General features: G+C 67.7%; 16 protein-coding genes and 1 riboswitch. Of the genes, 4 read left to right on the forward strand and 12 right to left on the reverse strand.

Annotated features, from left to right (window positions below; genetic code table 11):
* Positions 1-8 precede the first annotated feature (8 nt).
* The 4 genes from FFI87_RS26425 to FFI87_RS26440 all read right to left on the reverse strand — a co-directional run bounded on the left by FFI87_RS26425 (position 9) and on the right by FFI87_RS26440 (position 5430).
* Positions 9-2189 carry a polysaccharide biosynthesis tyrosine autokinase gene (locus FFI87_RS26425; protein ID WP_244096940.1) on the reverse strand — a complete coding sequence of 727 codons (2181 nt, stop codon included), beginning with the start codon at positions 2187-2189 and terminating at the stop codon, positions 9-11.
* A gap of 111 nt (positions 2190-2300) precedes the next feature.
* On the reverse strand, positions 2301-2750 hold the full coding sequence (locus FFI87_RS26430; RefSeq protein WP_012365563.1) for a low molecular weight protein-tyrosine-phosphatase: 450 nt from the start codon (positions 2748-2750) through the stop codon (positions 2301-2303).
* Positions 2747-3793, reverse strand: a complete 1047-nt coding sequence (locus FFI87_RS26435; RefSeq protein ID WP_138850279.1) for a polysaccharide biosynthesis/export family protein — start codon at positions 3791-3793, stop codon at positions 2747-2749. Before FFI87_RS26435 ends, FFI87_RS26430 begins: the two co-directional genes overlap by 4 nt.
* Positions 3794-4014: 221 nt before the next feature.
* The gene (locus tag FFI87_RS26440) at positions 4015-5430 is read right to left on the reverse strand and encodes an undecaprenyl-phosphate glucose phosphotransferase (RefSeq protein ID WP_041490004.1); all 1416 of its coding nucleotides are present in this window, start codon (positions 5428-5430) and stop codon (positions 4015-4017) included.
* Between the two features lie 1156 nt (positions 5431-6586).
* On the opposite strand from FFI87_RS26440, the gene FFI87_RS26445 reads away from it, so the two are divergent.
* On the forward strand, positions 6587-7507 hold the full coding sequence (locus FFI87_RS26445) for a LysR family transcriptional regulator (RefSeq protein ID WP_138850153.1): 921 nt from the start codon (positions 6587-6589) through the stop codon (positions 7505-7507).
* 117 nt (positions 7508-7624) lie between these two features.
* Positions 7625-8026 (forward strand): OsmC family protein, encoded by a 402-nt coding sequence (locus FFI87_RS26450; protein WP_138850152.1) that lies wholly within the window; start codon positions 7625-7627, stop codon positions 8024-8026.
* Positions 8027-8168: 142 nt separating this feature from the next.
* On the opposite strand, the gene FFI87_RS26455 is transcribed toward FFI87_RS26450, so the two are convergent.
* A complete protein-coding gene (locus FFI87_RS26455; protein ID WP_138850151.1) occupies positions 8169-9050 on the reverse strand; it encodes a Dyp-type peroxidase in 882 nt (293 codons plus the stop codon).
* Between the two features lie 503 nt (positions 9051-9553).
* Here FFI87_RS26455 and FFI87_RS26465 point away from each other — a divergent pair.
* A complete protein-coding gene (locus FFI87_RS26465; protein WP_138850150.1) occupies positions 9554-11416 on the forward strand; it encodes an ABC transporter ATP-binding protein in 1863 nt (620 codons plus the stop codon).
* A gap of 215 nt (positions 11417-11631) precedes the next feature.
* Positions 11632-12345 carry a riboflavin synthase gene (locus FFI87_RS26470; RefSeq protein WP_011660432.1) on the forward strand — a complete coding sequence of 238 codons (714 nt, stop codon included), beginning with the start codon at positions 11632-11634 and terminating at the stop codon, positions 12343-12345.
* Between the two features lie 87 nt (positions 12346-12432).
* Here the strand turns inward: FFI87_RS26470 and FFI87_RS26475 are convergent, their stop codons facing one another.
* The 7 genes from FFI87_RS26475 to FFI87_RS26505 all read right to left on the reverse strand — a co-directional run bounded on the left by FFI87_RS26475 (position 12433) and on the right by FFI87_RS26505 (position 21733).
* The gene (locus tag FFI87_RS26475) at positions 12433-13674 is read right to left on the reverse strand and encodes a voltage-gated chloride channel family protein (protein WP_138850149.1); all 1242 of its coding nucleotides are present in this window, start codon (positions 13672-13674) and stop codon (positions 12433-12435) included.
* A 79-nt stretch (positions 13675-13753) separates the two neighbouring features.
* A riboswitch (Fluoride riboswitch) is annotated at positions 13754-13857 on the reverse strand.
* Between the two features lie 59 nt (positions 13858-13916).
* On the reverse strand, positions 13917-14936 hold the full coding sequence (locus FFI87_RS26480) for a chemotaxis response regulator protein-glutamate methylesterase (RefSeq protein ID WP_012365554.1): 1020 nt from the start codon (positions 14934-14936) through the stop codon (positions 13917-13919).
* Positions 14933-17242 (reverse strand): hybrid sensor histidine kinase/response regulator, encoded by a 2310-nt coding sequence (locus FFI87_RS26485; RefSeq protein WP_138850148.1) that lies wholly within the window; start codon positions 17240-17242, stop codon positions 14933-14935. The genes FFI87_RS26480 and FFI87_RS26485 overlap by 4 nt, the downstream gene beginning before the upstream one ends.
* Positions 17239-17955: a chemotaxis protein CheW gene (locus tag FFI87_RS26490; protein ID WP_138850147.1), complete on the reverse strand. Its 717-nt coding sequence runs from the start codon at positions 17953-17955 to the stop codon at positions 17239-17241. Before FFI87_RS26490 ends, FFI87_RS26485 begins: the two co-directional genes overlap by 4 nt.
* A gap of 45 nt (positions 17956-18000) precedes the next feature.
* Positions 18001-19551, reverse strand: a complete 1551-nt coding sequence (locus FFI87_RS26495) for a CheR family methyltransferase (RefSeq protein WP_138850146.1) — start codon at positions 19549-19551, stop codon at positions 18001-18003.
* Entirely contained in the window at positions 19548-20060 is a 513-nt protein-coding gene (locus FFI87_RS26500; protein ID WP_006750237.1) for a chemotaxis protein CheW, read from the reverse strand. The genes FFI87_RS26495 and FFI87_RS26500 overlap by 4 nt, the downstream gene beginning before the upstream one ends.
* Positions 20057-21733 carry a methyl-accepting chemotaxis protein gene (locus FFI87_RS26505; RefSeq protein WP_012365550.1) on the reverse strand — a complete coding sequence of 559 codons (1677 nt, stop codon included), beginning with the start codon at positions 21731-21733 and terminating at the stop codon, positions 20057-20059. Before FFI87_RS26505 ends, FFI87_RS26500 begins: the two co-directional genes overlap by 4 nt.
* Between the last annotated feature and the right edge of the window lie 88 nt (positions 21734-21821).

The following is a 21821-nucleotide window of genomic DNA, read 5'->3' on the forward strand; positions in this document are numbered from 1 at the left end:
TGAACGGCTCACATCCGCTCGACACGCGCTTCGACCTCGGCGCCTTCGTACGCATACGCGCCGTAGTTCCCGTACTGCGCAGATCGCAGCCCGGGCCTGAAGCCGTTGAACACGACGCCCGTTACCGTGGCGCCCACGCGCTCGATCCGCTTCACCGACTCGAGAATCTCGCCCTGACTCGTCATGCCGGAGCGTGCGGCAAGCAGAATCGTGCCCGCGTGCAGCGCAAACACCGTCGCATCGGTGACCGGCAGCAGCGGCGGCGCATCGAGCAGGACGACGTCATAGCGATGCGAAACGTCCGCGAGCACCATGGCGAGGTCGCTGGACGCGAAGAGTTCGACTGGTTGCCCCACGCGCGGCCCGGTGGGCAGGAAATCGACCTGCGGAGTCACGCCGCGCACGATCGCCTGATCGACCGTGGCTTCGCCGCGCAGGACGCTGGACAAGCCGGGCGTCGACTGAATCCCGAAATCCTTTGCGAGACGCCCACGCCGCAGGTCGCCGTCGATCAGCAGCACTCGCTTGTTCGACTGCCCGAGAAGCGCCGCGACGTTTGCCGAGATGAACGACTTGCCGATGCCGGCAGCCGGCCCCGTGATCAGCACCACGTTGTTCTTCGGCCGCTCGAGCAGTAGAAACTGCAACGCCGTGCACAGGCTTCGCAGCGCCTCCACTGCAGGCTCGTGCGGCCGCGCCAAGGCCAGGATCGTCGCGTCCTGGCTCGCGCCCGCACCGACCCGCGTCAGTTGACGCTGGACCGGGCTCAGCGGAATCGTCGCGATGACGTTCAGATCGGCGTCGCGCTCGATCTCCGACGGATCCGTCACCCCGCCAAAGAGCACAGCCCGCGCGATCGCGACGCACGCCCCCACTACCAGGCCGACCACGGCAGCCAGCACGACGACGAGCACCGGCTTCGGCCAGACCGGCTGATCCGGCACGATCGCGTGGTCAATGACGCGCACATTGCCGATCTTGCTGGCTGTCGCGAGCCGCAACTGCTGGATGCTGTTGAGGAGCCCGACGTAGATTTCCGTCTGAACGGTCACGTCGCGTCGCAGCCGGACGATATTCTGTTGCGCGTCGGGCAGGCGCTGGATTGCATCGTTGAACGTGCCGACGTTGGCCTTGGCCGCGGCAATCTGCTGGTCGAGGGACGCGAGTTGCGGGTGCTCGGGCGTGTACATCGACGCCAGCGCCTTGCGCTTCTGCTCCAGTTCGAACAACGACGTCTGAGCGCTGACCGACTGATTCAGCATGGCCTTCGCCTGCTCGGTCAGGTCGATCACTTCATGCTTGGTCTGGTAGGCGTTCAAGCGATCCTCGACCGCGCGCAACTGCTTCTCGACGTCGGGAACCTGCTCATTCAGAAATCGCAGCGACTTCTCGGCGGTCGCCGCTTTCCGATCGGCATTCTGACGGACGTAGTTGTCGGCGATTTCGTTCAGTACGCCGGCCCCCAGGACCGGGTCGTCGCTCTCATACGTGACACCGATGACGCCGGACTGATCCTTGCCCTTTTCGGTGATCGTCAGTGCCCTCTGGAGCTTCGTCAGCATTTTCTGTTTCGAGAATGCCTTGAGGACGAATCGGGCGCCCGGTCGCCCTTCGATCGCCGCCACCGTCAGCGTCACATCACCGGCCGGCGTTCCGACGTGCAACGGCACGCCGACACGGCCGACTGCATCGGCGTCCAGATCGCCCCCCGACAGCCGATAGCGTCCGTCGCCAATGAACGTCACGAAGAATCGGTCTTCGAGGAAATCCCGCGGCACCTCGAACGTCGGAACCGAAATGCGCTCGCCGCCCCATACGTACCCGCCCATCCCCAGCAGTCCCGGCGTCGAGAGCTTCTTGTTGAAGCGTGCGATCACCGCACCGACGATCGGAAAGTGGTTCGGCCTCGCTTCAATGGCCAGGTGCTGATCGACAACGACCGGTTCGGCGACGAGTCTGGATCGCAGGATTTCCATTTCGCCGTCATCCGTCGACTTGACGTCGAACAGCGAGCTGAGGCCGCCGACGAGACTGCCCGCCGCGCCGCCCATCATGTCGGCACCGTTGCTCTCGACCTGCACGACGATGTCGACGCTGTACACCGGTTTCGCGACGAGCGCGTAGAGGCCGCCGAACAGGACGAACGCGCACGTCACGATGCCGATGATCCTGGCGTTCTTGATCATCATGTCGGCGATGCCTCGAATGTCGACTTCGTCCGAGTCTCGCGAGAAATGGGGTGTTGCTTTCATAGGGTTCATGGTGACTGCCGATATCCTTGGGCTAGCGAGCCAGGCGGCTCAACGGGCACGCTCGATCAGGTTGCCGATGCGCTCGACCCAGTCGTTGACGCCGTGCTCGATCAGCGTCAATGCATAGTCGTAACTGCGCTGCGAACGACGATACGGATCCGCCACATCGGATGGAAAGGCTTCGGCGACGCGATAGATGCGCCCTCGCGCGGCCGGATGGAAACGCTCGATCGCCTTGCGTTGCTCGAGCTCCATCACGAGAATCAGGTCCGCCGCGCTACACATGCGCTCGTCGAGGCGCCTCGCGCGATGTCCGGACATGTCGATTCCCCGTGCCTTCAGCAGCGCCGCGGCAACGGCGTCGATCACCATACCGTTGCGGGCCGACAAGCCGGCCGACGAGACCGACACGTCAGGAAGCAAGCGCTGGAACAAGCCCTGCGCCATCGGGCTGCGACACACGTTGCCGTGGCAAACGACGAGCAGATGCTTGATCATTTCGAGACGATTGCTGCTGTCAGGCCTGCATTGATCGCGGGCAACAACAAGCTCAGAACCCGGCTGAACCGGACGAGCCCGTTCCCGTCGACATAGACGACATCTTTCGGTCGCAACTCGAACTGGTTCGCGAGCACCATCGATACCGGCGATCGCGCATCCAGGTGATAGACCTGCGGCGCTTCGCCTTGCGCGCCGCGGATCACGTAGAGCTGCGCGGCGTCGGCGCTCGCGCTGTTGAGGCTGCCGGCCTGAGAGAGCGCATCGCTCAGGGTCAGCTTGCCGGTTCGCAGCGGCAATGCCGTCACCGGCTTGGTGACCTCGCCCATCACGTAGACGCCGTTGTCCTCGCGCGGTACGACCCGAAGCGAATCGCCGTCGCGCAGCAGAATCGACGCGGGATTCACGTCGCGTGCAAGCATGCCCGGGAGGTCGAGCGGGTAAGACACGCCATCGCGCACGAGAACCAGATGGCTCTGATCCGCCGTGGGCGCGAATCCGCCCGCACGATTGACCGCCTCGAACAATGTCATCGGAATATCATTGATCGGTACATTGCCCGGCGTACGAACCTCGCCGTCGACGTAGACTTGCTTCGCCCTGAACGAGGCGACCCGGACCATGATCTTCGGCGTGACAAAGTAGCGTGCCATCGCATTGGTGATCGCCTTGCGTGCGTCGTCGATCGTCAGTCCGGCCACATGCACGTTCCCCGCATACGGCACCTGCACGTTGCCAACGTAATCGACGACGAAACCTTGAGGCGGATCGAACGGGCGTCCGTTGGTCTGTTGCGGCGCGCCCTGAGCCTGCGTCAGTTCCGGATGATCCCAGACGGTGATCTGAAGGACGTCGCCGGCCCCCAGCGTATAGGGCTGCGCCTTTCCGACAAGCGCTTTGAAACGCGCGCCGTTGTCGGCGCTCGCAGCCGTGCCGAGTTGGCGAATCAGCGTCGCGTTGATCTCTTCGATCGGAATCTGCATCGACTCTGCAGGCACCTTCCCGGCTCCGCCGGAGACCGCGAGCGTCGCGGGCCCGGTCATGCGCATCCCCGGCGCAACTGCACATCCGGACAAAACCAGACAGGCGCCGGCGATGAGCGTGGTTGTCCAGCGACCGCGCAGGCCAGGCGAGCCGGAATGGACAGCTTGTTTCACTCGATTGTTCATGGTTCCGATTTCATCGACATGCTTGTACACACCCGCCGTCCCTCGTCGCTCCAGCGGTACTTCCACCCGGCACGAACCCTCGCGCCGCCGCGCCATCAATACGCATTGCTCCCCGCGAACCCTTTCAGAATCGTGGCTCCCACAATCCGCATGTCGAGCCCGAACGACCAGTTCTGCAGGTAATAGAGATCGTGCTCGACCCGCCCCTGCATCTTTTCGAGGCGATCGGTTTCACCGCGATAGCCGTTGACCTGCGCCCAGCCTGTAATGCCCGGCTTGATCCGGTAGCGCTGGATGTAGCGATCGACGACCTTGCGATACAGCTCGTCATGCTCCAGCGCGTGCGGGCGCGGCCCGACGACCGACATGTCGCCCTGCAGCACGTTGATGAACTGCGGCAGTTCGTCGAGACTCGTGCGTCGCAGGAACCGCCCCAGCGGTGTGATGCGCGCATCGTGACGAGTCGCCTGCCTGACGATGCCGGGCTGCTCCGCGTGCAACCGCATCGTGCGAAATTTGTAGATGCGGAACACGCGGCCGTCCGCACCCTTGCGGCGCTGCCTGAAAAACACCGGCCCGCGCGATGTCGCCTTGACGGTCATCGCGATGATCAGCATCGCCGGCATCAGCGCCACGAGCACGAATGCCGCGAAACATCGATCGAAAATCTCCTTGCTCAGCAGCGCGTGCGGCGGCAGAGGCGACGCGGCGAGATTGATCGCCGGCACGCCAAGCACGTCCGTGAGTGCACTGTCGAACAACGACAGCGCACTCACGTCTGGCATGAAGCGGATGTTCACGAGTTCGTCGCGGAATTCGGATACGAAGCGCAGGATCGTGCGTTCCTCCGATAACGGCAGCGCAAGCCACAGTTCACGCATGCCTTGCCGGCGCACATAGTCAATGAATGCAGCATCGCTCTCGAAAGTCGCGATGCCCGACACCAGACCGGACGCTGCGCGATCGACGTCGAATACCGCTGCTGCACGAAACCCGCTCTCAGGCGAACGCGCGATCGTGCCCAGTACGCGACGGCAATATTCGCCACGCCCCACGATAGCGACCGATCGAAGGTTCATCCCCGCATGCCGCAACCGGCGCAGCATCGCGTGTACGGCGAGCCTCACCACGACGAGTGCGGTACCCGTCATGCCCGTCCAGTATGCAAACCACAGCCGCGACACGGCCTCCGACTGGTGAAGCGTGAACGTCACCACCAGCGCGCCACCTTGCGCGATCAGCCAGGCCAGTGCCAGTCTCCCGGCAAGCCTGTACAGCGAACGCCCGCGCCACGACTCGTACACGCCGAACATCGGAAACAGCATCAACGAAAACGCACACGAGAACGCAACGACCGAGGCGTCGAGCCGGGCATTCACGACCGTGTCGAACCGGAAGTGCGCAGCCAGCACCGCACCGAACACGATCAGCATCAGATCGACCGAACGCGCGGCGGCCCCTGGGACACTCGCCGCAACCGACCTGTACTCGACATGTGGCGTTTCGCTCATCTTGCCCCCGTATTCGCGACGTGATCGACGACTCCGGCATACCCGCACCGACTCCATTCGACGCGCAGTGCCGCCACTACGCGTCGCGGCATTCCGGATGCCGCGCGATAGCAGATCGTCATATAAGGATTCCTATCCATCGTTTTCCGTGAGACGGCAAACGACGATTTCACGTTATTGATCCGGACTGGCAATCACCGCATGACGCACGCATTGCCGCGTGCGCGTACGTCGCCTCGTCTACGCGATAAAGCGACGTATGCCGTGATGCGATCGACGGTTAAATCAGGGATGCGGGCGCCGGTGCGGCTGCATCTGCGGGCCTACCCGCCTGGTGCTTGCAGGGCGAATGAATGGCATCGACGGAATTTCCCCGGCGCCGACGCCGAAAGTCGGAATTGAATTCATGATTGGTCTGATGTTATTGATGTTAAATACTGCGGCACGCACGAAAATAAGCAGAAAGCATGCCAATCCCAAAAAATCGGGATGCACGTCCGTTCCATATCCGATGAAAATCCTCGTGAAATCCGTGGATTACGCGACGTTCTTCAGGAATCGGAGTGCGGCGGTGAGCGACGCGCGTGACGCGCGGCAAGCTCGTCGTTACGTTACGCGCCACGTAACATGTGGCGTAACGCACGCGATATCAGACACCGACGCGTCATCGCACGTCGATCGAATCGCAGCGCCGCTCCAATATCGGCCCTCTTCTTCAATCGTGCGCTCGCCGGGTCGATCGCTCGCGTGTCGCGGCGGTGACTCGGCGCCGGCGCGCTCGTGAACTCGATGCCGGCTCTCGCGATTCGCTCGCGCTCAATGATGCGAAATTCGTCAATAACAAACCCACGATAATCGGTCCCGCAAAACACGAAAAATCGAATGCTCTTTGCAGCATTGGAAACGCACCGCGCATTCCCGCTTCGGTTTTTTATAGATCGCTAAACATCTTTCGTCGCTTCCACCTATTTTCCCGGAATCCACGGAACTCAGCGGAATGCGTAATTCGATCAATGCAAACGTTGTCGCACACCAAAACGGCAGATATCGGCACTGACCGACCGCGCGACGTTCGGCCGCCCACGTGCCCGCGCGCTCGGCGAACACGGTCCGGCCGTTCTAGAATCGGACCCATTCCCACTTCGGTTCCGCGCCCGTGCCCGTCGATCACCGTCTCGACCTGAACCTGTTCCGCGTGCTCGACGCCGTCTACGTGAACGGCGGCATCGGCGCGGCCGCCCGCGCGCTGCATCTCACGCAGCCGGCCGTCACGCATGCGCTCAACCGGCTGCGCGCGCATTTCGACGACCCACTGTTCGTCCGCCAGGGCAACCGCGTCGTGCCGACCGAGCGCACGCGCGCGATCATCGCGGACGTGCAGCTTCACCTCGCCGGACTGCAGCGCACCGCGCGCGGCCCGTCGGCGTTCGACCCGGCGACGCTCGACCTGAGCATCGCGGTCGGCATTCGCGACGTGCTCGAATCGATCGCGCTGCCGCAGATCGTCGCAGCGTTCGCCGACGAAGCGCCCGGCCTGCGAATCGTGAGCCGCCGCGTCGCGGTGCACGACATCGAACGCGAACTCGCGTCGGGCAATCTCGATCTCGCCGTCGATCGACGCGTGCAAACCGGCCCGCGCATCGCGACCGAACACCTGCTCGACGATTCGCTCGTCGTCGCGATGCGGCACGATCATCCGCTCACGAGCGGCCCGCTGCGGCGCGCCGATTATTTCGCCGCGCGGCATATCGCGGTGTCGCCGCTCGGCGAACCGCAATCGCTCGACGTGCTGCTCGGCAATGACGGACGCTTCCGGCACATCCAGCTCGTGTGCCAGCATTATTTCGCCGCGTGCCAGATCGCGGCGGCGGGCGATCTGCTGCTGACGCTGCCGCGCTCGTATGCGCTGCGCATGGCGGCGTTGCTGCCGGTCGCCGTGCAGCCGCTGCCGCTGCGGCTCAAGCCGTTTCCGCTGCTCGCGTACTGGCACGAATCGCGCGAGACCGACCGCGCGCATCAGTGGGTGCGCGAACGCGTCGCCGCGCTCGTGCGCGGGACGGCCGGCGTCGCCGGCTGATCCCGTCGAGCGTCGTGGAAGCACGCAGCGCCCGTGGTTTTCGCCGGGACGGTATGCTGACGGCTCGTACGCCGCGCATCGTCGCGGCCCCTCTTTCCCGCTTACCGGAGACTTGCCATGCCGCTCATCCACGCTGCCGCCACCCTCGCCGTCGACGCACCCGACTACGTCGTCCAGCTGCAGGCCGGCACGCATGCGCTGACCGGCGACGAAGCGCCGCGCGAAGGTGGCCAGGGCCTCGGGCCGGCGCCGTACGAGTTCGTGCTCGCCGGCCTCGCGCAATGCACGGCCGCGACGCTGCGCATGTACATGCAGCGCAAGACGTGGCCGGCCGTGCGCATCGACGTGCACACCGAACTGCATGCCGATCGCGAAGGCCAGCAATACGTGCGCCGCACCGTCACGCTCGAGGGTCCGCTCGACGACGCGCAGCGCCAGCGTCTTGCGGAAATCTGCGAGAAGACGCCGGTGACGCTGTTCATCAAGCGCGGCACGCGCATCGAAACGACGCTGAACTGACACGCGCCATGCCGGGCGTGCCGGTAGCGCGGGGTCGCACGGAATTCGCACCGTAGCGCCGCACGCGATCCACGCATCACAAACAAAACGGGCGGGCCGCGCACGATGCGCGGCCCGCCCGTTTGCGGATATCGTCCGGCGCTTAAAGGCCGAGCGCGGACAGGTCCAGCTTGCCGTCCTTCACCGGCGGGCACCAGAAATACGCGCCCGTCAGCGGCCGCGTGAAGCGGAACAGGCCGTCGACGATGCCGTCGTCCGCGCCGCTCATCCGGCGCATCTGCACGTCGAACGCGCGGAACGAACAGCCGAACGCGACGAAGTAGAGCCCGGCGCGACGCGCATCGGACCACGGCGACGAACGGCGCAGCATGAAGGCCTCCGGCTCGAAGCTCTCCTGCGCGGTGCGCTTCACGTGCGCGAACTCGGGTGCGTCGTCGAGTTCCTCGTTGTCCGAGCGGCGGCGCCCGATGATGTGATCCATGTCGCCCGACGCAATGCGCTCCATCTGGTCGAAGTCGTGCAGCCATTGCTGAACCGCGACGAAGCTCGAGCCGTCGAGCCCGGCGCCCTGCCCCGTGACGATCGCCGCGGCGAGCGCGTCGTCGCCGGTCGGGTTTTCGGTGCCGTCCTCGTAACCCGACAGGTCGCGATCGTTCGAATAGCGGAACCCGTCGACAGCGTCCTGCAGCGCGAATGCCGGCGCCAGCGCCCGCTCGATCGCCCGCGTGCGCAGCACGAGATCGCCGCGATCGTCGCCGCGCAGCCAGATCCATACGTCGGCCGGCGTGATCGGCAGCGTGCGGTCGTTCACCGCGAATGCCGGGTATTCGGTCAGGCCCGGCACCGGGCGCCCGAGGTGCGCGGCCAGCGCATGCCCGAAGCCGGCGACCGTGCCGCGCCCGTCGACGAACTCGCGCAATGCCCTCAGCGCCGCTGCCACATTGGCGTTGTCCGAAATCGTGAAAGTGAGGTATCGGGCCGCCGTGTCGATCGGAGCCAGGATGCCTTGCTGAACGTCGCTCATCGTTTCCTCAGGAATGTATCGGGGTGAATCCGCGGGGGCCGCAGCGGCCGGCGCAACCGCGAAGTGTAATCGATGCGGGCCGCCGGTCCTTTTCCCGTGCGGCACTGCACCGCGGAACGCGCGCGGGGAAAAGGGCCGAAACGCCGAATACGCTAACCGGCCGACCGTATCGACGCTGCAACGCCGCATTCGTCAGACGTTGCGGCGAGTCCGGCACTGCTGATAAAATCCCTACACGTCTTTTCGACGCCCTTTCAATCGTTCACTTCAGGGAGGTGCAGATGTTCCGAATGCCAGCAGCCTTCCCGAACGTGGTCCCACGACGCGGCTGATCCAGCCCGTCGTCCGCGCCGGCTCCCGGGTTCTCCGCTGACCCGCCGGCCCGCGCACTTTCCCGACAGCCCGTTTCATTGCGCCCGCGTCGTTCGCGCGGCCCGGCTGTTGCGTTTTCGACGTTCTCCGAACCGGAAAGTCCCGTCGCGCGATGCGCCGGGCAACGATATATGACCAGAAAAACCACCCATCTGGGCGGCCAGGCATTCCAGGCCGTCTTCGGCTTCACTTTCCGCTACTGGCGCAAGCAGCCGGTACGCATCGCGACGATCACCGCACTCGCGCTGCTCGGTGCGCTCGCCGACGTGCTCACGCCGCTGTTCGCCGGGCGCCTCGTCGACGCGCTGTCGACCGGCCTGACCGAGCGCGCCGCCGCATGGCATTCGGCCCTCGCCGCGTTCGGCACGCTGGCCGCGCTCGGCATCGCCGCGACGCTGCTGCGGCAAGGCGTCTACCTGAACATCATCACGCTCACGCTGAAGATGATGAGCGAGATCGCCGCCGCGTCGTTCCATCGCGTGCAGCGCTTCTCGACCGACTGGCACGCGAACAGCTTCGCGGGCTCGACCGTGCGCAAGATCACGCGCGGGATCTGGGCGCTCGACCTGCTGAACGACACGGTGCTGATCGCGCTGCTGCCGTCGGTCACGATGCTGGTCGGCGCGACCGTGCTGCTCGGCACGCACTGGCCGGTGATGGGGTTCGTCGTCGGCGCGGGTTCGCTGCTGTACATCTCGGTGACGGTCGCCGTGTCGCTCGGCATCGTCGCGCCGGCCGCGCGGCTCGGCAACATGTGGGACACGCGCATGGGCGGCGCACTCGCGGACGCGGTGAGCTGCAACGCGGTCGTCAAGGCGTTCGGCGCGGAAACGCGCGAGGAAGCGCGGCTCGCGCGCGTGATCGGCAAGTGGCGTCAGCGCACGCGCCGCACGTGGGTGCGCGGCACGCTCAACGGCGGGCTGCAGGGTGCGATGCTCGTCGCGATGCAGGCCGCGATGATCGGCGTCGCGCTGCGGCTGTGGGCGAACGACGAAGCGAGCGTCGGCGACATCGCGTTCTCGCTGACGATGTTCTTCATGCTGCAGGGCTACCTGCGCGACGTCGGCATGCATATCCGCAACCTGCAGCGCTCGGTCAACGACATGGAAGAGCTCGTCGCGCTCGAGCGCCAGCCGCTCGGCATCGACGATCGTCCCGGCGCGCAGGCCATCCGGATCGGGCAAGGCGAGATCCGCTTCGAGCACGTGACGTTCCGCTACGGCAATCATCCCGTAGCGCTGTACGACGACTTCTCGATGCGCATCGCGCCCGGCGAGCGCGTGGGCCTCGTCGGTCATTCCGGGTCCGGCAAGACGACGTTCATCAAGCTGATCCAGCGCCTGTACGACGTGTCGGGCGGCCGCATCACGATCGACGGCCAGGACATCGCGCAGGTGCGGCAGGATTCGCTGCGCAGCCAGATTGCGATCGTCCAGCAGGAGCCCGTGCTGTTCCACCGCACGCTTGCGGAGAACATCGCATATGCACGCCCCGACGCGAGCCGCGCGGAGATCGAGCGCGCCGCGCGTCTGGCCAGCGCGCACGATTTCATCGTCGCGCTGCCGGACGGCTATGACACGCTCGTCGGCGAGCGCGGGATCAAGCTGTCGGGCGGCGAACGCCAGCGTGTCGCGATCGCGCGTGCGTTCCTCGCGGATGCGCCGATCCTGATCCTCGACGAAGCGACGTCGAGCCTCGACAGCGAAAGCGAGCTGCTGATCCAGCAGGCGATGGAACGGCTGATGGTCGGCCGCACGACGCTCGTCGTCGCGCACCGGCTGTCGACGGTGCGCTCGCTCGACCGCCTGCTCGTGCTCGATCGCGGCAAGGTGATCGAGGAAGGCAGCCACGATGCGCTGATCCGCATCGACGGCGGCACGTATCGCCGGTTGTTCGAGCGGCAGGCGCTGGAGCTGGCGAAAGGGCTCGCCGATTCGCCGCGGCGCCTCGCGGATCGCGATGCCGGGCCGCTAGGGGAGCCGGCGAAGGTGTGACGCAAGCGCGTCGCGACGCAACGCGGCCCGGCCCGGCGGCGCGGTCATCGCCGCCGGATCGGGTCGACGCAGATCCGGATCGAGGCCGTGCCGCGCGCACGGCCTTTTTTGCGTCCACCGCAAGTGCCCGCCGGCGCCGAACCGTGCGCCGCGGCGTGCTCGCCGCCGGGATCACTTATCATGTCGGCCAGCCAATTTGCGACAAGGGATCGATCATGTTTACAGGCATTGTTCAGGGCGTGGCGACCATCGGCGCCATCAAGGATCACGGCGAACTGAGAACGTTCAGCATCGAATTCCCCGAGCGCTTCACCGACGATATCGAGATCGGCGCGAGCGTGTCGGTCGACGGCGTCTGCCTGACGGTGACGACCATCCATTCGCCGGTGCTGATCGACTTCGACGTGATGTTGCCGAGCCTGCGAATCACCACGCTGGCCGACCTGACGACCGGCGCCCGCGTCAACGTGGAGCGGGCCGCGAAGGACGGCGCGGAAATCGGCGGACATCCGCTGTCCGGTCACGTCGACTTCATGGGGACCATCCTGCACATCGCGTCTTCCGAACACAACCGGATGATCCGCATCGGCGTGCCGGCCGAGTTCAAGCGCTACGTGTTCGCGAAGGGGTACATCGCGATCAACGGCTGCAGCCTCACCGTGTCGGACGTCAATCGCGACGAAGGCTGGTTCGAAGTCTGGCTGATTCCCGAAACGCGCCGCGCGACCACGTTCGATGCGAAGGGCGTCGACGCCAAGGTCAATATCGAGATCGAGCGCAGCACCCAGGTCGTCGTGGATACGATCCGCGAGTCGGTCAAGGAAACGCTCGGCGAATTGAACGGCGTCGTCACCGCGCTGCTGGCGGAAAAAGGCATCGATATCGAGGAACTGCTGGCGCGCAATGTCGCGCGCCTGCCGAAGCAGTAACGGGTCGCCCTGTTCCCGGTGATGGGCGGGGCCGCCGGATATCGGTTTGCGTCGACACGCGCTGCCCGGCCGCCCCGCGCGCCCGCATCACTCCACCTCCACCTGCGCGCCCTTCCCCACCGCCACGCGCTGCGCGCGATAAATCCCCGCGTGCCCGGAAAACAGATAGGCGACCACGCAGGCCACGATCGCATACACGCCGACATCCGCGCCGAACAGTTCGATCGCCATGATCGTCGACGCGATCGGCGTGTTGGCCGCCCCGGCGAACACCGCGACGAAGCCGAGCCCCGCGAGCACCGGCACCGGTAGCGCCAGCACCTGCCCGAGCGCGTTGCCGAGCGTCGCGCCGATGTAGAACAGCGGCGTCACTTCGCCGCCCTTGAATCCCGACGCGAGCGTGACGACGGTGAATGCAAACTTGCCCGCGAAATCGTAAGCCGGCAGCGGCCCGTGAAACGCGGCCTCGATCGTCGGAATCCCGAGACCGAGATACTGCGGCGCGTTCAGTACGGTGGCCGCCACGGCCACGATCGCGCCGCCGAGCACCGGCTGCAGCGGCGCATGGCGGACGACGCGCCGGAACCACCCGGTCAGCGCATGCGTGGCGAACGCGAACAGCCGGCCGACGACGCCGAACGCGACACCCGCGACGACCGTCGCGGCCAGCCCCGTCGCCGAGACAGCCGGCACGAACGGAATCGCATAGACGGTGTGATGCACGCCCCACGCGCGGCAAACTACGTCCGCGACGATCGCGGACGCGACGCAGGTCAGCAGCGCGTCGTACCGGACGCGGCCGATCGCGAGCACTTCGAGCCCGAACACGGCGCCCGCGAGCGGCGTACCGAACACCGACGAGAACCCGGCCGCGATGCCGCCCATCAGCAGCACGCGCCGATGCTCGCGATCGAGCCGGAACAGGTGCGTGACGCGATCGGCGAGCGCGCCGCCCATCTGCACGGCCGTCCCTTCGCGCCCGGCCGACCCGCCGAACAGGTGCGTGACGACGGTCGCGACGAGCACGAGCGGCGCCATCCGCTTCGGCACGAGCGCCTTCGGGTCGTGAATCTCGTCGATCAGCAGGTTGTTGCCACGCGCGACCGACTGGCCGAACCGGTGGTAGACCCAGCCGGTCGCGAAGCCGGCGGCCGGCAGCCCCCACAACAGCCACGGATGCGCGACGCGCGTGCCGGTCGCCCAGTCGAGGGCGAGCAGGAACAACGCGGAAGCCGTGCCGGCCAGCGCGCCGAGCAAGGCCGAGAGCGCGAGCCAGCGGCACACGTAGCGCACGGTCGCGAAAAAATCGGCAGAAGTCGAGAAAAACATGATTTCCAGATTCGACAGGACATCAAAACCTGGGCGGCAGAATACCGCATGGACGGCCTGCGACCTCCTGACGACCCAGGAACACGCAGGCATCATCAGCCGGGCAAACCGGCGGTTGAGGGCCGAACCGCACGCGAGGCACCGGGATCGACCGCAGGGAGGCATGCCATCTCCGCTGGCGGCGATTGTACGCGACGCCGCACATCGCATGCAATGCGGCCCCGCCGGGCCGCCGCACGCCGTCAGTCGAGCGGCACGCGCGCCACGCGCGAGATCAGCTGCGGCGCGATCCGGTCGAGCGGCAGGATCGCGGACGCCGCGCCGATCGCCGCGGCCGCCTTCGGCATCCCGTAGACGGCGCTCGTCGCCTCGTCCTGCGCGATCGTGTAGCAGCCCTTCGCGCGCATCGCCTTCAGCCCCAGCGCGCCGTCGCGCCCCATCCCGGTCAGCAGCACGCCGAGCGCGTCGCCCTGCCAGCCGTCGGCGACGCTGTTGAAGAACACGTCGATCGACGGCCGGTACGGCGTCTCGGCCGGATGCCGCGTATAGCCGAGCACGCCGCGCGGCGACAGGCACAGGTGGTCGTTGGACGCCGCGAGCAGCACCTCGCCCGCCTGCGGCACGCTGCCCGGCCGCGCGACGCGCACGGGCAGTCGCGTATAGCCGTCGAGCCACTCCGCCATGCCGAGCGCGAACGCCTGGTCGACATGCTGCACGATCACGAGCGCGGCCGGAAAATCGGCCGGCAGCGCGCGCAGCAGCGCGGTGAGCGCGGTCGGCCCGCCCGCCGACGCGCCGATCGCGATCAGCGTCGGCTGGCCGCGCGCGGGCGCAGGCGCGGGCGGCACGAGCGTCGCGGTCCGGCTTTCGAGCAGCCGGCCGATCTGGTCGATCTTCGCGAGCAGCGGCTGCGGCGCGGCATCCGACGGCAGGCCAAGCGCGAGCGTCGGCGTGTCGACCGCGTCGAGCGCGCCGGCGCCCATCGCCTCGTAGACCGACGACGTGTTCGCGCTGACGCTCGCGGTCACGATCAGGATCGCGCATGGCGCACGCGCCATGATCTGCCGCGTCGCGGCCACGCCGTCGAGCTTCGGCATCACGAGGTCCATCAGCACGAGGTCGGGCGGATGCGCGACGCAGAAATCCACGGCCTCGTCGCCGTCGGTCGCCACCCACAGCACGCGGTGATCGCTGCGCCGCGCGATCACGCGGCGCAGCGCCTCGACGGCAAGCGGCAGATCGTTGACGATGCCGATGTTCATCCGCGTGCCCCGCCGATCAGGTCGTGCACCGCATCGAGCAGCGCCTCGTCGTGGAAACTGCTCTTCGCGAGATAGTAATCGGCGCCGGCATCGAGCCCGCGCCGGCGATCCTCGTCGCGATCCTTGTACGACACGATCATCACGGGCACACGCTTGAGCGCCGGATCGCTCCTGATCAGCGTGACGAGCTCGATCCCGTCCATGCGCGGCATGTCGACGTCGGTGACGACCAGGTCGAACGCGTCGCTGCGCACCGCGTTCCAGCCGTCCATCCCGTCGACCGCGACGGTCACGTCGTAGCCGCGCTTTTCCAGCAGCTTGCGTTCGAGCTCGCGCACCGTCAGCGAATCGTCGACGACGAGCACACGGCGGCGCCGGTCGGCCCGCGCGTGCTGCGGATCGCGCGTGAGTTTCGCGAGCTGGCCGCCGCGCACGAGCTTGTCGACGGAGCGGATCAGGTCCTCGACGTCGACGATCAGCACCGGGTCGCCGTTCTCGAGTAACGCGCCGGCCGCGATGTTCTGGATCTTCTGCAGGCGGCTGTCGAGCGGCTGCACGACGAGCATCCGTTCGCCGAGGAAGCGGTCGACGGCGACGCCGTACAGCTCGGGCTCGCCGCCGACGACCACGACCGCCGTGCTCGTGCGCGTGACGGCGGGCTCGCCCGCATCGAGCAGCTGGTGCGCGCCGACGAGGCCCGCACGCCGGCCGTCGAACGGAAAATGCGGCTGTCCTTCGAGCACGTCGATGTCGTCGTGCGACAGTTCGAGCGTGCGGCGCACGTGCGCGAGCGGGAACGCGTACGGCTCGCCGCCGACCTCGACCAGCAGGCTTCGGATCACCGACAGCGTGAGCGGCAGCTGCAGCACGAAGCGCATGCCCGCGCCGGGCTCGTTGAAGATGCGCACCGCGCCGCGCACGCCGCGCACCATCTCCTGCACCGCATCGAGGCCGACGCCGCGCCCCGACACGTCGGTCACCGCATCGCGCATCGAGAAGCCTGGCAGCAGCAGGAATTCGAGCAGTTCCGGATCGGACAGCCGGGCGGCCGTCTCGTCGTCGGTCAGGCGCTGGCGCACGACCGCCGCGCGCAGCGCGTCCATGTCGACGCCCGGCCCGTCGTCGATCACGCTGACGAGCAGCGAGCCGGCGCTGTGGCGCGCTTCGAGCGTCACGCTCGCCTCGGCCGGCTTGCCGCGCGCGCGGCGCGCGTCGGGCGAGTCGACGCCGTGATCGATCGCGTTGCGCAGCAGATGGCCGAGCGGCGCGTCGAGCAGGTCGAGGATGTCGCGGTCGACCTGCGTGCCTTCGCCGACGATCGAGAAGCGCACCTGCTTGCCGAGCGAGCGCGCGAGATCGCGGACGATGCGCGGATACGCGCGCGTCGCGTCGCCGAACGGGCGCATCCGGCACTGGAGGGCCTCGTCGTACAGCTGCTCGGCGATGTGCGTGCTGCGGCGCTCGAAGCGGTCGAATTCTTCCATGCGCTCGGCGAGCGAACGCTGCACGTCGTTGAGCATGTGCCGCACTTCGTTGACCGACGCGAGCACGCCCGCATCGAGCTCGTCGGCGAACCGTTCGTACAACAGATCGAGCGAGCGGGCCGCGTCGCGCTGTGCGCGCTTCACGCGCAGCATCGATTCCGCGAACGGCTTGAGCCAGCGCGATTCGACGAGCGACTCGCCGGACAGGCTCAACAGCCGGTTCAGCGTATCGGCCCGCACGCGGCGCATCGCGCCCGCGCCGGTCGCACGGCCGGCCGGGACCGGATCGGGCACCGCCGCCGACAAGGCGAACGGCGGCACCGCGGCGCCGGCCCCCACGGGCTCGTTCGCGGCGCCGTCGTGATCGCGAAACGGCACGCTGGACGGCGGCGCCGGCGGCGGCGCGAAGGCCGGTGACGGCATCGCGTGCGTGCCGTCGGCGCCCGTGAGCGCCAGCGCGAACGCGTCGATCTCCGTCGACGACACGGGCGGCGCCTGCGGATCGGCGACGCGCACCAGCAGGTCGACGCCGGCGAGCAGCACGTCGACATGCGTGGCCGTCAGTGCGATGGTGCCGGCCTGCGCGGCGACGAAGCATTCTTCCATCCGCCCCGCGATCTCGACGCCGAGCGGCACGCCGACGATGCGCGCGGCGCCCTTCAGCGAATGCGCGGCGCGCATGCACGCCTCGAGCGCGACGGAATCGGGCTCGCCCGATTCGAGCGCGAGCAGGCGTTCGGACAGCGCCTGGGTCTGCGTGCGCGTCTCCTCGCGATACAGCTCGAGCAGCGACAGGTGGCTCAGATCGTCATCGCCGCTCATCGCATGCTCCGTGTGACGGCGTCGAACAGCCGGTCGTCGTCGAGCAGGCCCACCGACTTGCCGCGCCACGACAGCACGCCACGCGACAGGCCGGCGCTCGCGCGCCCGACCGTCGCCGGCACGGGCACCCATTCGGATGCGCCGAAGCGCAGTACGCCCTCGACTTCGTCGACCGGAAACACCACCGGCTCGCCCTGGTGCGCGGCGACCAGCAGTCGCGTGAAGCGGCCGTCGCCGCCGCTGCTGCCGCCGCCGCTCCCGCCGTTGCCCGCCTCGAGGCCGAGCAGCGCGCCGATCGAGATCGCGATGCGCAGCGTGCCGCGAATGTTGACCACGCCGCGCACGGCCGAATGGCGGCGATACGGCAGCGAATGGATCCGGCGCGTGCCGGCGATCTCGCGCAGCACGCCGATCGGCAGCGCGAGCCATTCGTCGGCGACGCGAAACGCCAGCGCCGCCTGGCGCGTATCGTCGCCGCCGTGCGCGCCGGTCGCGTCGAACGCGCTGATCCGCCGCGTGGCGTCGGCCATCTCGGTCGCGCCGAGCGGGCGTTCGAGCAGTTTCGCCGCGTGATACGCGTAGACCGGGCAGTTCAGGCAGCGCAGGCAGTCGGCCAGCCGCTCGCACGAGCGGTCGCCGCGCGTGCCGATCCGGTTCCAGCAATCGTCGACGCCGATCGTCGTGTCGTCAGTGGCAACGGCGTCGCGGTTCATTCTTTCCTCGGTCATCCCGATGTCGGCTCCCAACCCGTATTCTCATCACCCTGCCGCGCGCCGCGCACGCTCGAGCAGCCATTGCGCGCCGGCGCCATCGCCGCCGACGTCGAGCAAGGTCGCCAGATGCGTCAGCGCTTCGTGGTGCGTCGGCCGCAGATACAGCGCCTTCCGGTAGAAGTCGCCCGCTTCCGCGACACGCCCGCACGCATCCGCGATCAGCCCGTTCAGGTAGAACGCGTCCGCGTGCGGCCCGGCGTGCGCGGAGAATCGCGCGAGCACGCGCTCGGCCTCGTCGAACGCACCCGCGTTGGCCAGCGCCTGCGCTTCCTCGAGCGTTGGGGTGGCGGCGTCGGCGAGTGGTGGTGCCGGGGCGGGCACGTTGGCTGCGTTGGCTGCGTTGGTCGCGTTGGTCGCGTTGGTCGCGTTGGTCGCGTTGGTCGCGTTGGCTGCGTTGGTCGCGCTGGCTGCATGGCCTGCATGGCCTGCATGGCCTGCGTGGCCTGCGGTGGCTGCGTTGGTCCGCGAGCCGGCGCGCATGTCGGCCCGTGGCTCGAACGCCGTCGGGCGCTCGGCCGGCGCAAGCGCCGCGGACGACGCCGCATTACCGCTCCACGTCGGCGGCACGACGGCCAGCAGCGGGCGCGCCGCGGCGGGCGGCGCCACCGTCAAGCGCCCGGCACGCCGGTACGGCGCAACCGCGCGCGTCGGTACCGCATACCGCGCCGCGCTCGCGTCCGCCGCCACCGCCGCGCCGCCATGATCGCGATGAAACGCGAACGCCAGCGGCACGCGCGCCGAACGCATCCCGTGCCGCATCGCGACGCCCGTTTCGGCCGGACCGACGAACAACATCCCGTCGTCGGCGAGCCAGCTTTCGAGCGAAGCGATCACGCGGTCCTGCGCGTCGCGGTCGAAGTAGATCAGCACGTTGCGGCAGAACACGAAATCGTAGCGAATGCCCGTATCGACGCCCGGTTCGATCAGGTTCGCCTGGCGAAACTGGACGCGCGCGCGCACGCGCTCGTCGAGCAGCCAGCCGTCGGCGGCCGGCGTGAAGTAGCGGGCGCGAAACTCCGTCGCCGTGCCGCGAAACGCATTGCGCCCGTAGCAGCCGAGCCGCGCCTGTTCGATCGCGCGCACGCTCAGGTCGAGCGCATCGATCATGAAGCTGGCCGGGTCGAGCCCGGCGTCGAGCAACGCCATCGCCGCCGAATACGGCTCCTCGCCGGTCGAGCACGGCGCGCTCAGCACGCGAATCACGCGCCCGGGCGTCGCGGCAATCCACTCGAGCGCAAGCCGCGCGAGCGTCGCGAATGCTTCGCGATCGCGGAAGAACCACGTCTCCGGCACGACAAACAGCTCGATCAGCGCACGCCGTTCGTCGGCCGACGCGTTCAGATGCTGCCAGTAGGCGTCGAGCGCTTCCGGCGTCACGGGCGTCCGCGCCGCCGACGGCAGCCGCTCGCCATCGCCCTGCAGCGCGTGCACGCGCTCCGTCAACGCGCGGCTCAGGAAATCGTTGCCGAGCGAATCGGGATCGATGCCGGTCTCGCGCAGCAGCCAGCCGCGAAATCGCGAATCGGATTCTTTCATGCGGACTCCCCTCCGTGGCCCGGCAGGCCGTCGAACAGATACAGGCGCGCAACGTCGTCGATCAGGTCGGATACCGAAACCTGCTGCACGATTCCGTCGGGCGTGTTCGCGACGTGCCCGAGCCAGCGCGTGCGCGCGGTCGACACGCCGCTGGCGCGGAACGCCGTGCGATCGATTCGCAGCGTCTGCGTCGCGCGCTCGACGATCAGGCCGATCACGCGCTCGCGGTCGAGCGGCTCGACGCGGTAGCGCACCATCACCAGCCGCGTCGAACGCAGCGCATGCGCGCGCCGCCCGAGCGCCAGCATCGGCACGTCGATCACGGGCACCGGCTGACCGCCCCGCATCAGCAGCCCGGCGATCCAGTCGGGCGCGCCGGGCACGACCTTGGTGGTCGCGAGCGGCAACACTTCGTCGATGTCGGCCGCGTCGAGCGCATAGCGCTCGCCGTCGAGCTCGAACATCAGGAACAGCGCGTGCGCGCCGCCGTGCGACTCGGCGCGCGTCACGCGTCGACCTTGAAGCGCGACACGCTGGTGCGCAACTGATTCGCGACCAGCGTCAGGTCATCGATCGCCTGCGACGACTGGCGCAGCGATTCGGCCGTCTGCTGCGCGGCTTCCGACAGCTGCGACAGCGCCTGCGTGATCTGCTCCGCGCCGTTCGCCTGCGTCTGCATCCCTTCGTTGACCATCTGGAAGCGCGGCGAGAGCGTCTGCACCTCGGCGATGATCTGCGACAGCTGGCCGCCGACCTGCTGCACGTCGAGCATCCCGCGGCGCACTTCCTCGGAGAACTTGTCCATCCCCATCACGCCCGCCGACACCGCCGACTGGATCTCCTTCACCGTCTGCTCGATGTCGTAGGTCGCGACCGCCGTCTGGTCGGCGAGGCGGCGGATCTCGGTCGCGACGACCGCGAAGCCGCGGCCGTACTCGCCGGCCTTCTCGGCCTCGATCGCCGCATTCAGCGACAGCAGGTTGGTCTGGTCGGCCACCTTGGTAATCGTCGCGACGACCTGGTTGATGTTCAGCGCCTTCTCGTTGAGGATCGCGAGCTTCGCGTTCACCGAACCGGCCGCGTCCATCACGCTGCGCATCGTCTCGCCCATTCGCGTGAGGCCGCTCTGGCTCGCGCCCGCGAGCGTCGCCGACTGCTCGGCCACGCCGGCCACCTCGTTCATCGTGCGCAGCAGGTCGCGCGAGGTCGCGAAGATCTCGCGCGACGTCGCGCCGATCTCGGTCGTCGTCGCCGCGGTTTCGTTGGCGGTCGCCTGCTGCTCGCGCGACGTCGCCGCGATTTCGGCCACCGACGTCGTCACCTGCAGCGACGACTGCTGCGCGCGCGCGACGAGCTCGGTCAGTTCGTCGGCCATCCGGTTGAAGCCCGTCTCGAGCGTGCCGAACTCATCATGGCGGCGCAGGTCGAGGCGGCGCGTCAGGTTGCCGGTGCGCATTACGTCGTGCACTTCCACGAGCCGCGCCATCGGCACCGTGACCGCGCGGAACAGCCCGTAGCCGAGCGCGAGCGCGGACAGCAGCACCAGGCCCAGCGCCAGCGCCAGCACGACCTCGGTGTCCTGCACGGACTGGCGAATCAGCTTCGCGGAGTTGTCGGCGAACTTGCGGTTCTCCTGCACCAGGATGTTCGCGTTGCGCACGACTTCGGTCCATGCGGGCAGCGTCCGCGCGTAGGCTGCGACGGCTTCCTCGCGCGACACGCGGCTCTTCTGGATCGCATCGTTGAGCAGCGGTACGTAGCGGTCGTAGGAACCGCGGAACGTCGAGAAACGCTGCCGGTCGTCATCGCGGAACGTCGTGTTCTGGTAGTCGACCGACAACGACTCGACCTCCTTGAGCGCCTCGGCGATCTTCGCGAAATCGCGCTGCACGAGCTCGGGATCGGTATCGACGAACGTCGCCTGCTGCAGCATCGCGAACGATTCGTTGACCGAGCCGCGCAGCGACGCCGCGAGATAGACGCCGGGCAGCGAGTCGCGTTCGATGCTGACGGCTTCGGTGTTGATCGCATGCAGACGCTCGTAGGACACGCCGGCGGTCACCAGCATCAGCACGAACAACACGCCGAAGCTGAGCAGGATGCGGTTGCCGAGCGTCAGCCGGCCAGCGCCGATCGTCGGATGCAGGCTTTCATTGGTCGCGCGGGGCGTCACGGTGGCCATGTTCGTTATGGGCTTTCTAAAATCAGCGTTGAAAAAAACCGCGCCCGCCTGCACGCCGCACGGCGCGCCACGAGCGCATCAGGGTCTG

The organism is Burkholderia sp. KBS0801, from assembly GCF_005937855.2.
Classification (GTDB): domain Bacteria; phylum Pseudomonadota; class Gammaproteobacteria; order Burkholderiales; family Burkholderiaceae; genus Burkholderia; species Burkholderia ambifaria.

What these genes read in the sequence shown, in the direction of transcription:
- FFI87_RS26425 (WP_244096940.1), bottom strand. Translation starts at nt 2,189, where the DNA reads ATGATGATCAAGAACGCCAGGATCATCGGCATCGTGACGTGCGCGTTC.
- FFI87_RS26430 (WP_012365563.1), bottom strand. Translation starts at nt 2,750, where the DNA reads ATGATCAAGCATCTGCTCGTCGTTTGCCACGGCAACGTGTGTCGCAGC.
- FFI87_RS26435 (WP_138850279.1), bottom strand. Translation starts at nt 3,793, where the DNA reads ATGACCGGGCCCGCGACGCTCGCGGTCTCCGGCGGAGCCGGGAAGGTG.
- FFI87_RS26440 (WP_041490004.1), bottom strand. Translation starts at nt 5,430, where the DNA reads ATGAGCGAAACGCCACATGTCGAGTACAGGTCGGTTGCGGCGAGTGTC.
- FFI87_RS26450 (WP_138850152.1), top strand. Translation starts at nt 7,625, where the DNA reads ATGCCGCTCATCCACGCTGCCGCCACCCTCGCCGTCGACGCACCCGAC.
- FFI87_RS26455 (WP_138850151.1), bottom strand. Translation starts at nt 9,050, where the DNA reads ATGAGCGACGTTCAGCAAGGCATCCTGGCTCCGATCGACACGGCGGCC.
- FFI87_RS26465 (WP_138850150.1), top strand. Translation starts at nt 9,554, where the DNA reads ATGACCAGAAAAACCACCCATCTGGGCGGCCAGGCATTCCAGGCCGTC.
- FFI87_RS26470 (WP_011660432.1), top strand. Translation starts at nt 11,632, where the DNA reads ATGTTTACAGGCATTGTTCAGGGCGTGGCGACCATCGGCGCCATCAAG.
- FFI87_RS26475 (WP_138850149.1), bottom strand. Translation starts at nt 13,674, where the DNA reads ATGTTTTTCTCGACTTCTGCCGATTTTTTCGCGACCGTGCGCTACGTG.
- FFI87_RS26480 (WP_012365554.1), bottom strand. Translation starts at nt 14,936, where the DNA reads ATGAACATCGGCATCGTCAACGATCTGCCGCTTGCCGTCGAGGCGCTG.
- FFI87_RS26485 (WP_138850148.1), bottom strand. Translation starts at nt 17,242, where the DNA reads ATGAGCGGCGATGACGATCTGAGCCACCTGTCGCTGCTCGAGCTGTAT.
- FFI87_RS26490 (WP_138850147.1), bottom strand. Translation starts at nt 17,955, where the DNA reads ATGAACCGCGACGCCGTTGCCACTGACGACACGACGATCGGCGTCGAC.
- FFI87_RS26495 (WP_138850146.1), bottom strand. Translation starts at nt 19,551, where the DNA reads ATGAAAGAATCCGATTCGCGATTTCGCGGCTGGCTGCTGCGCGAGACC.
- FFI87_RS26505 (WP_012365550.1), bottom strand. Translation starts at nt 21,733, where the DNA reads ATGGCCACCGTGACGCCCCGCGCGACCAATGAAAGCCTGCATCCGACG.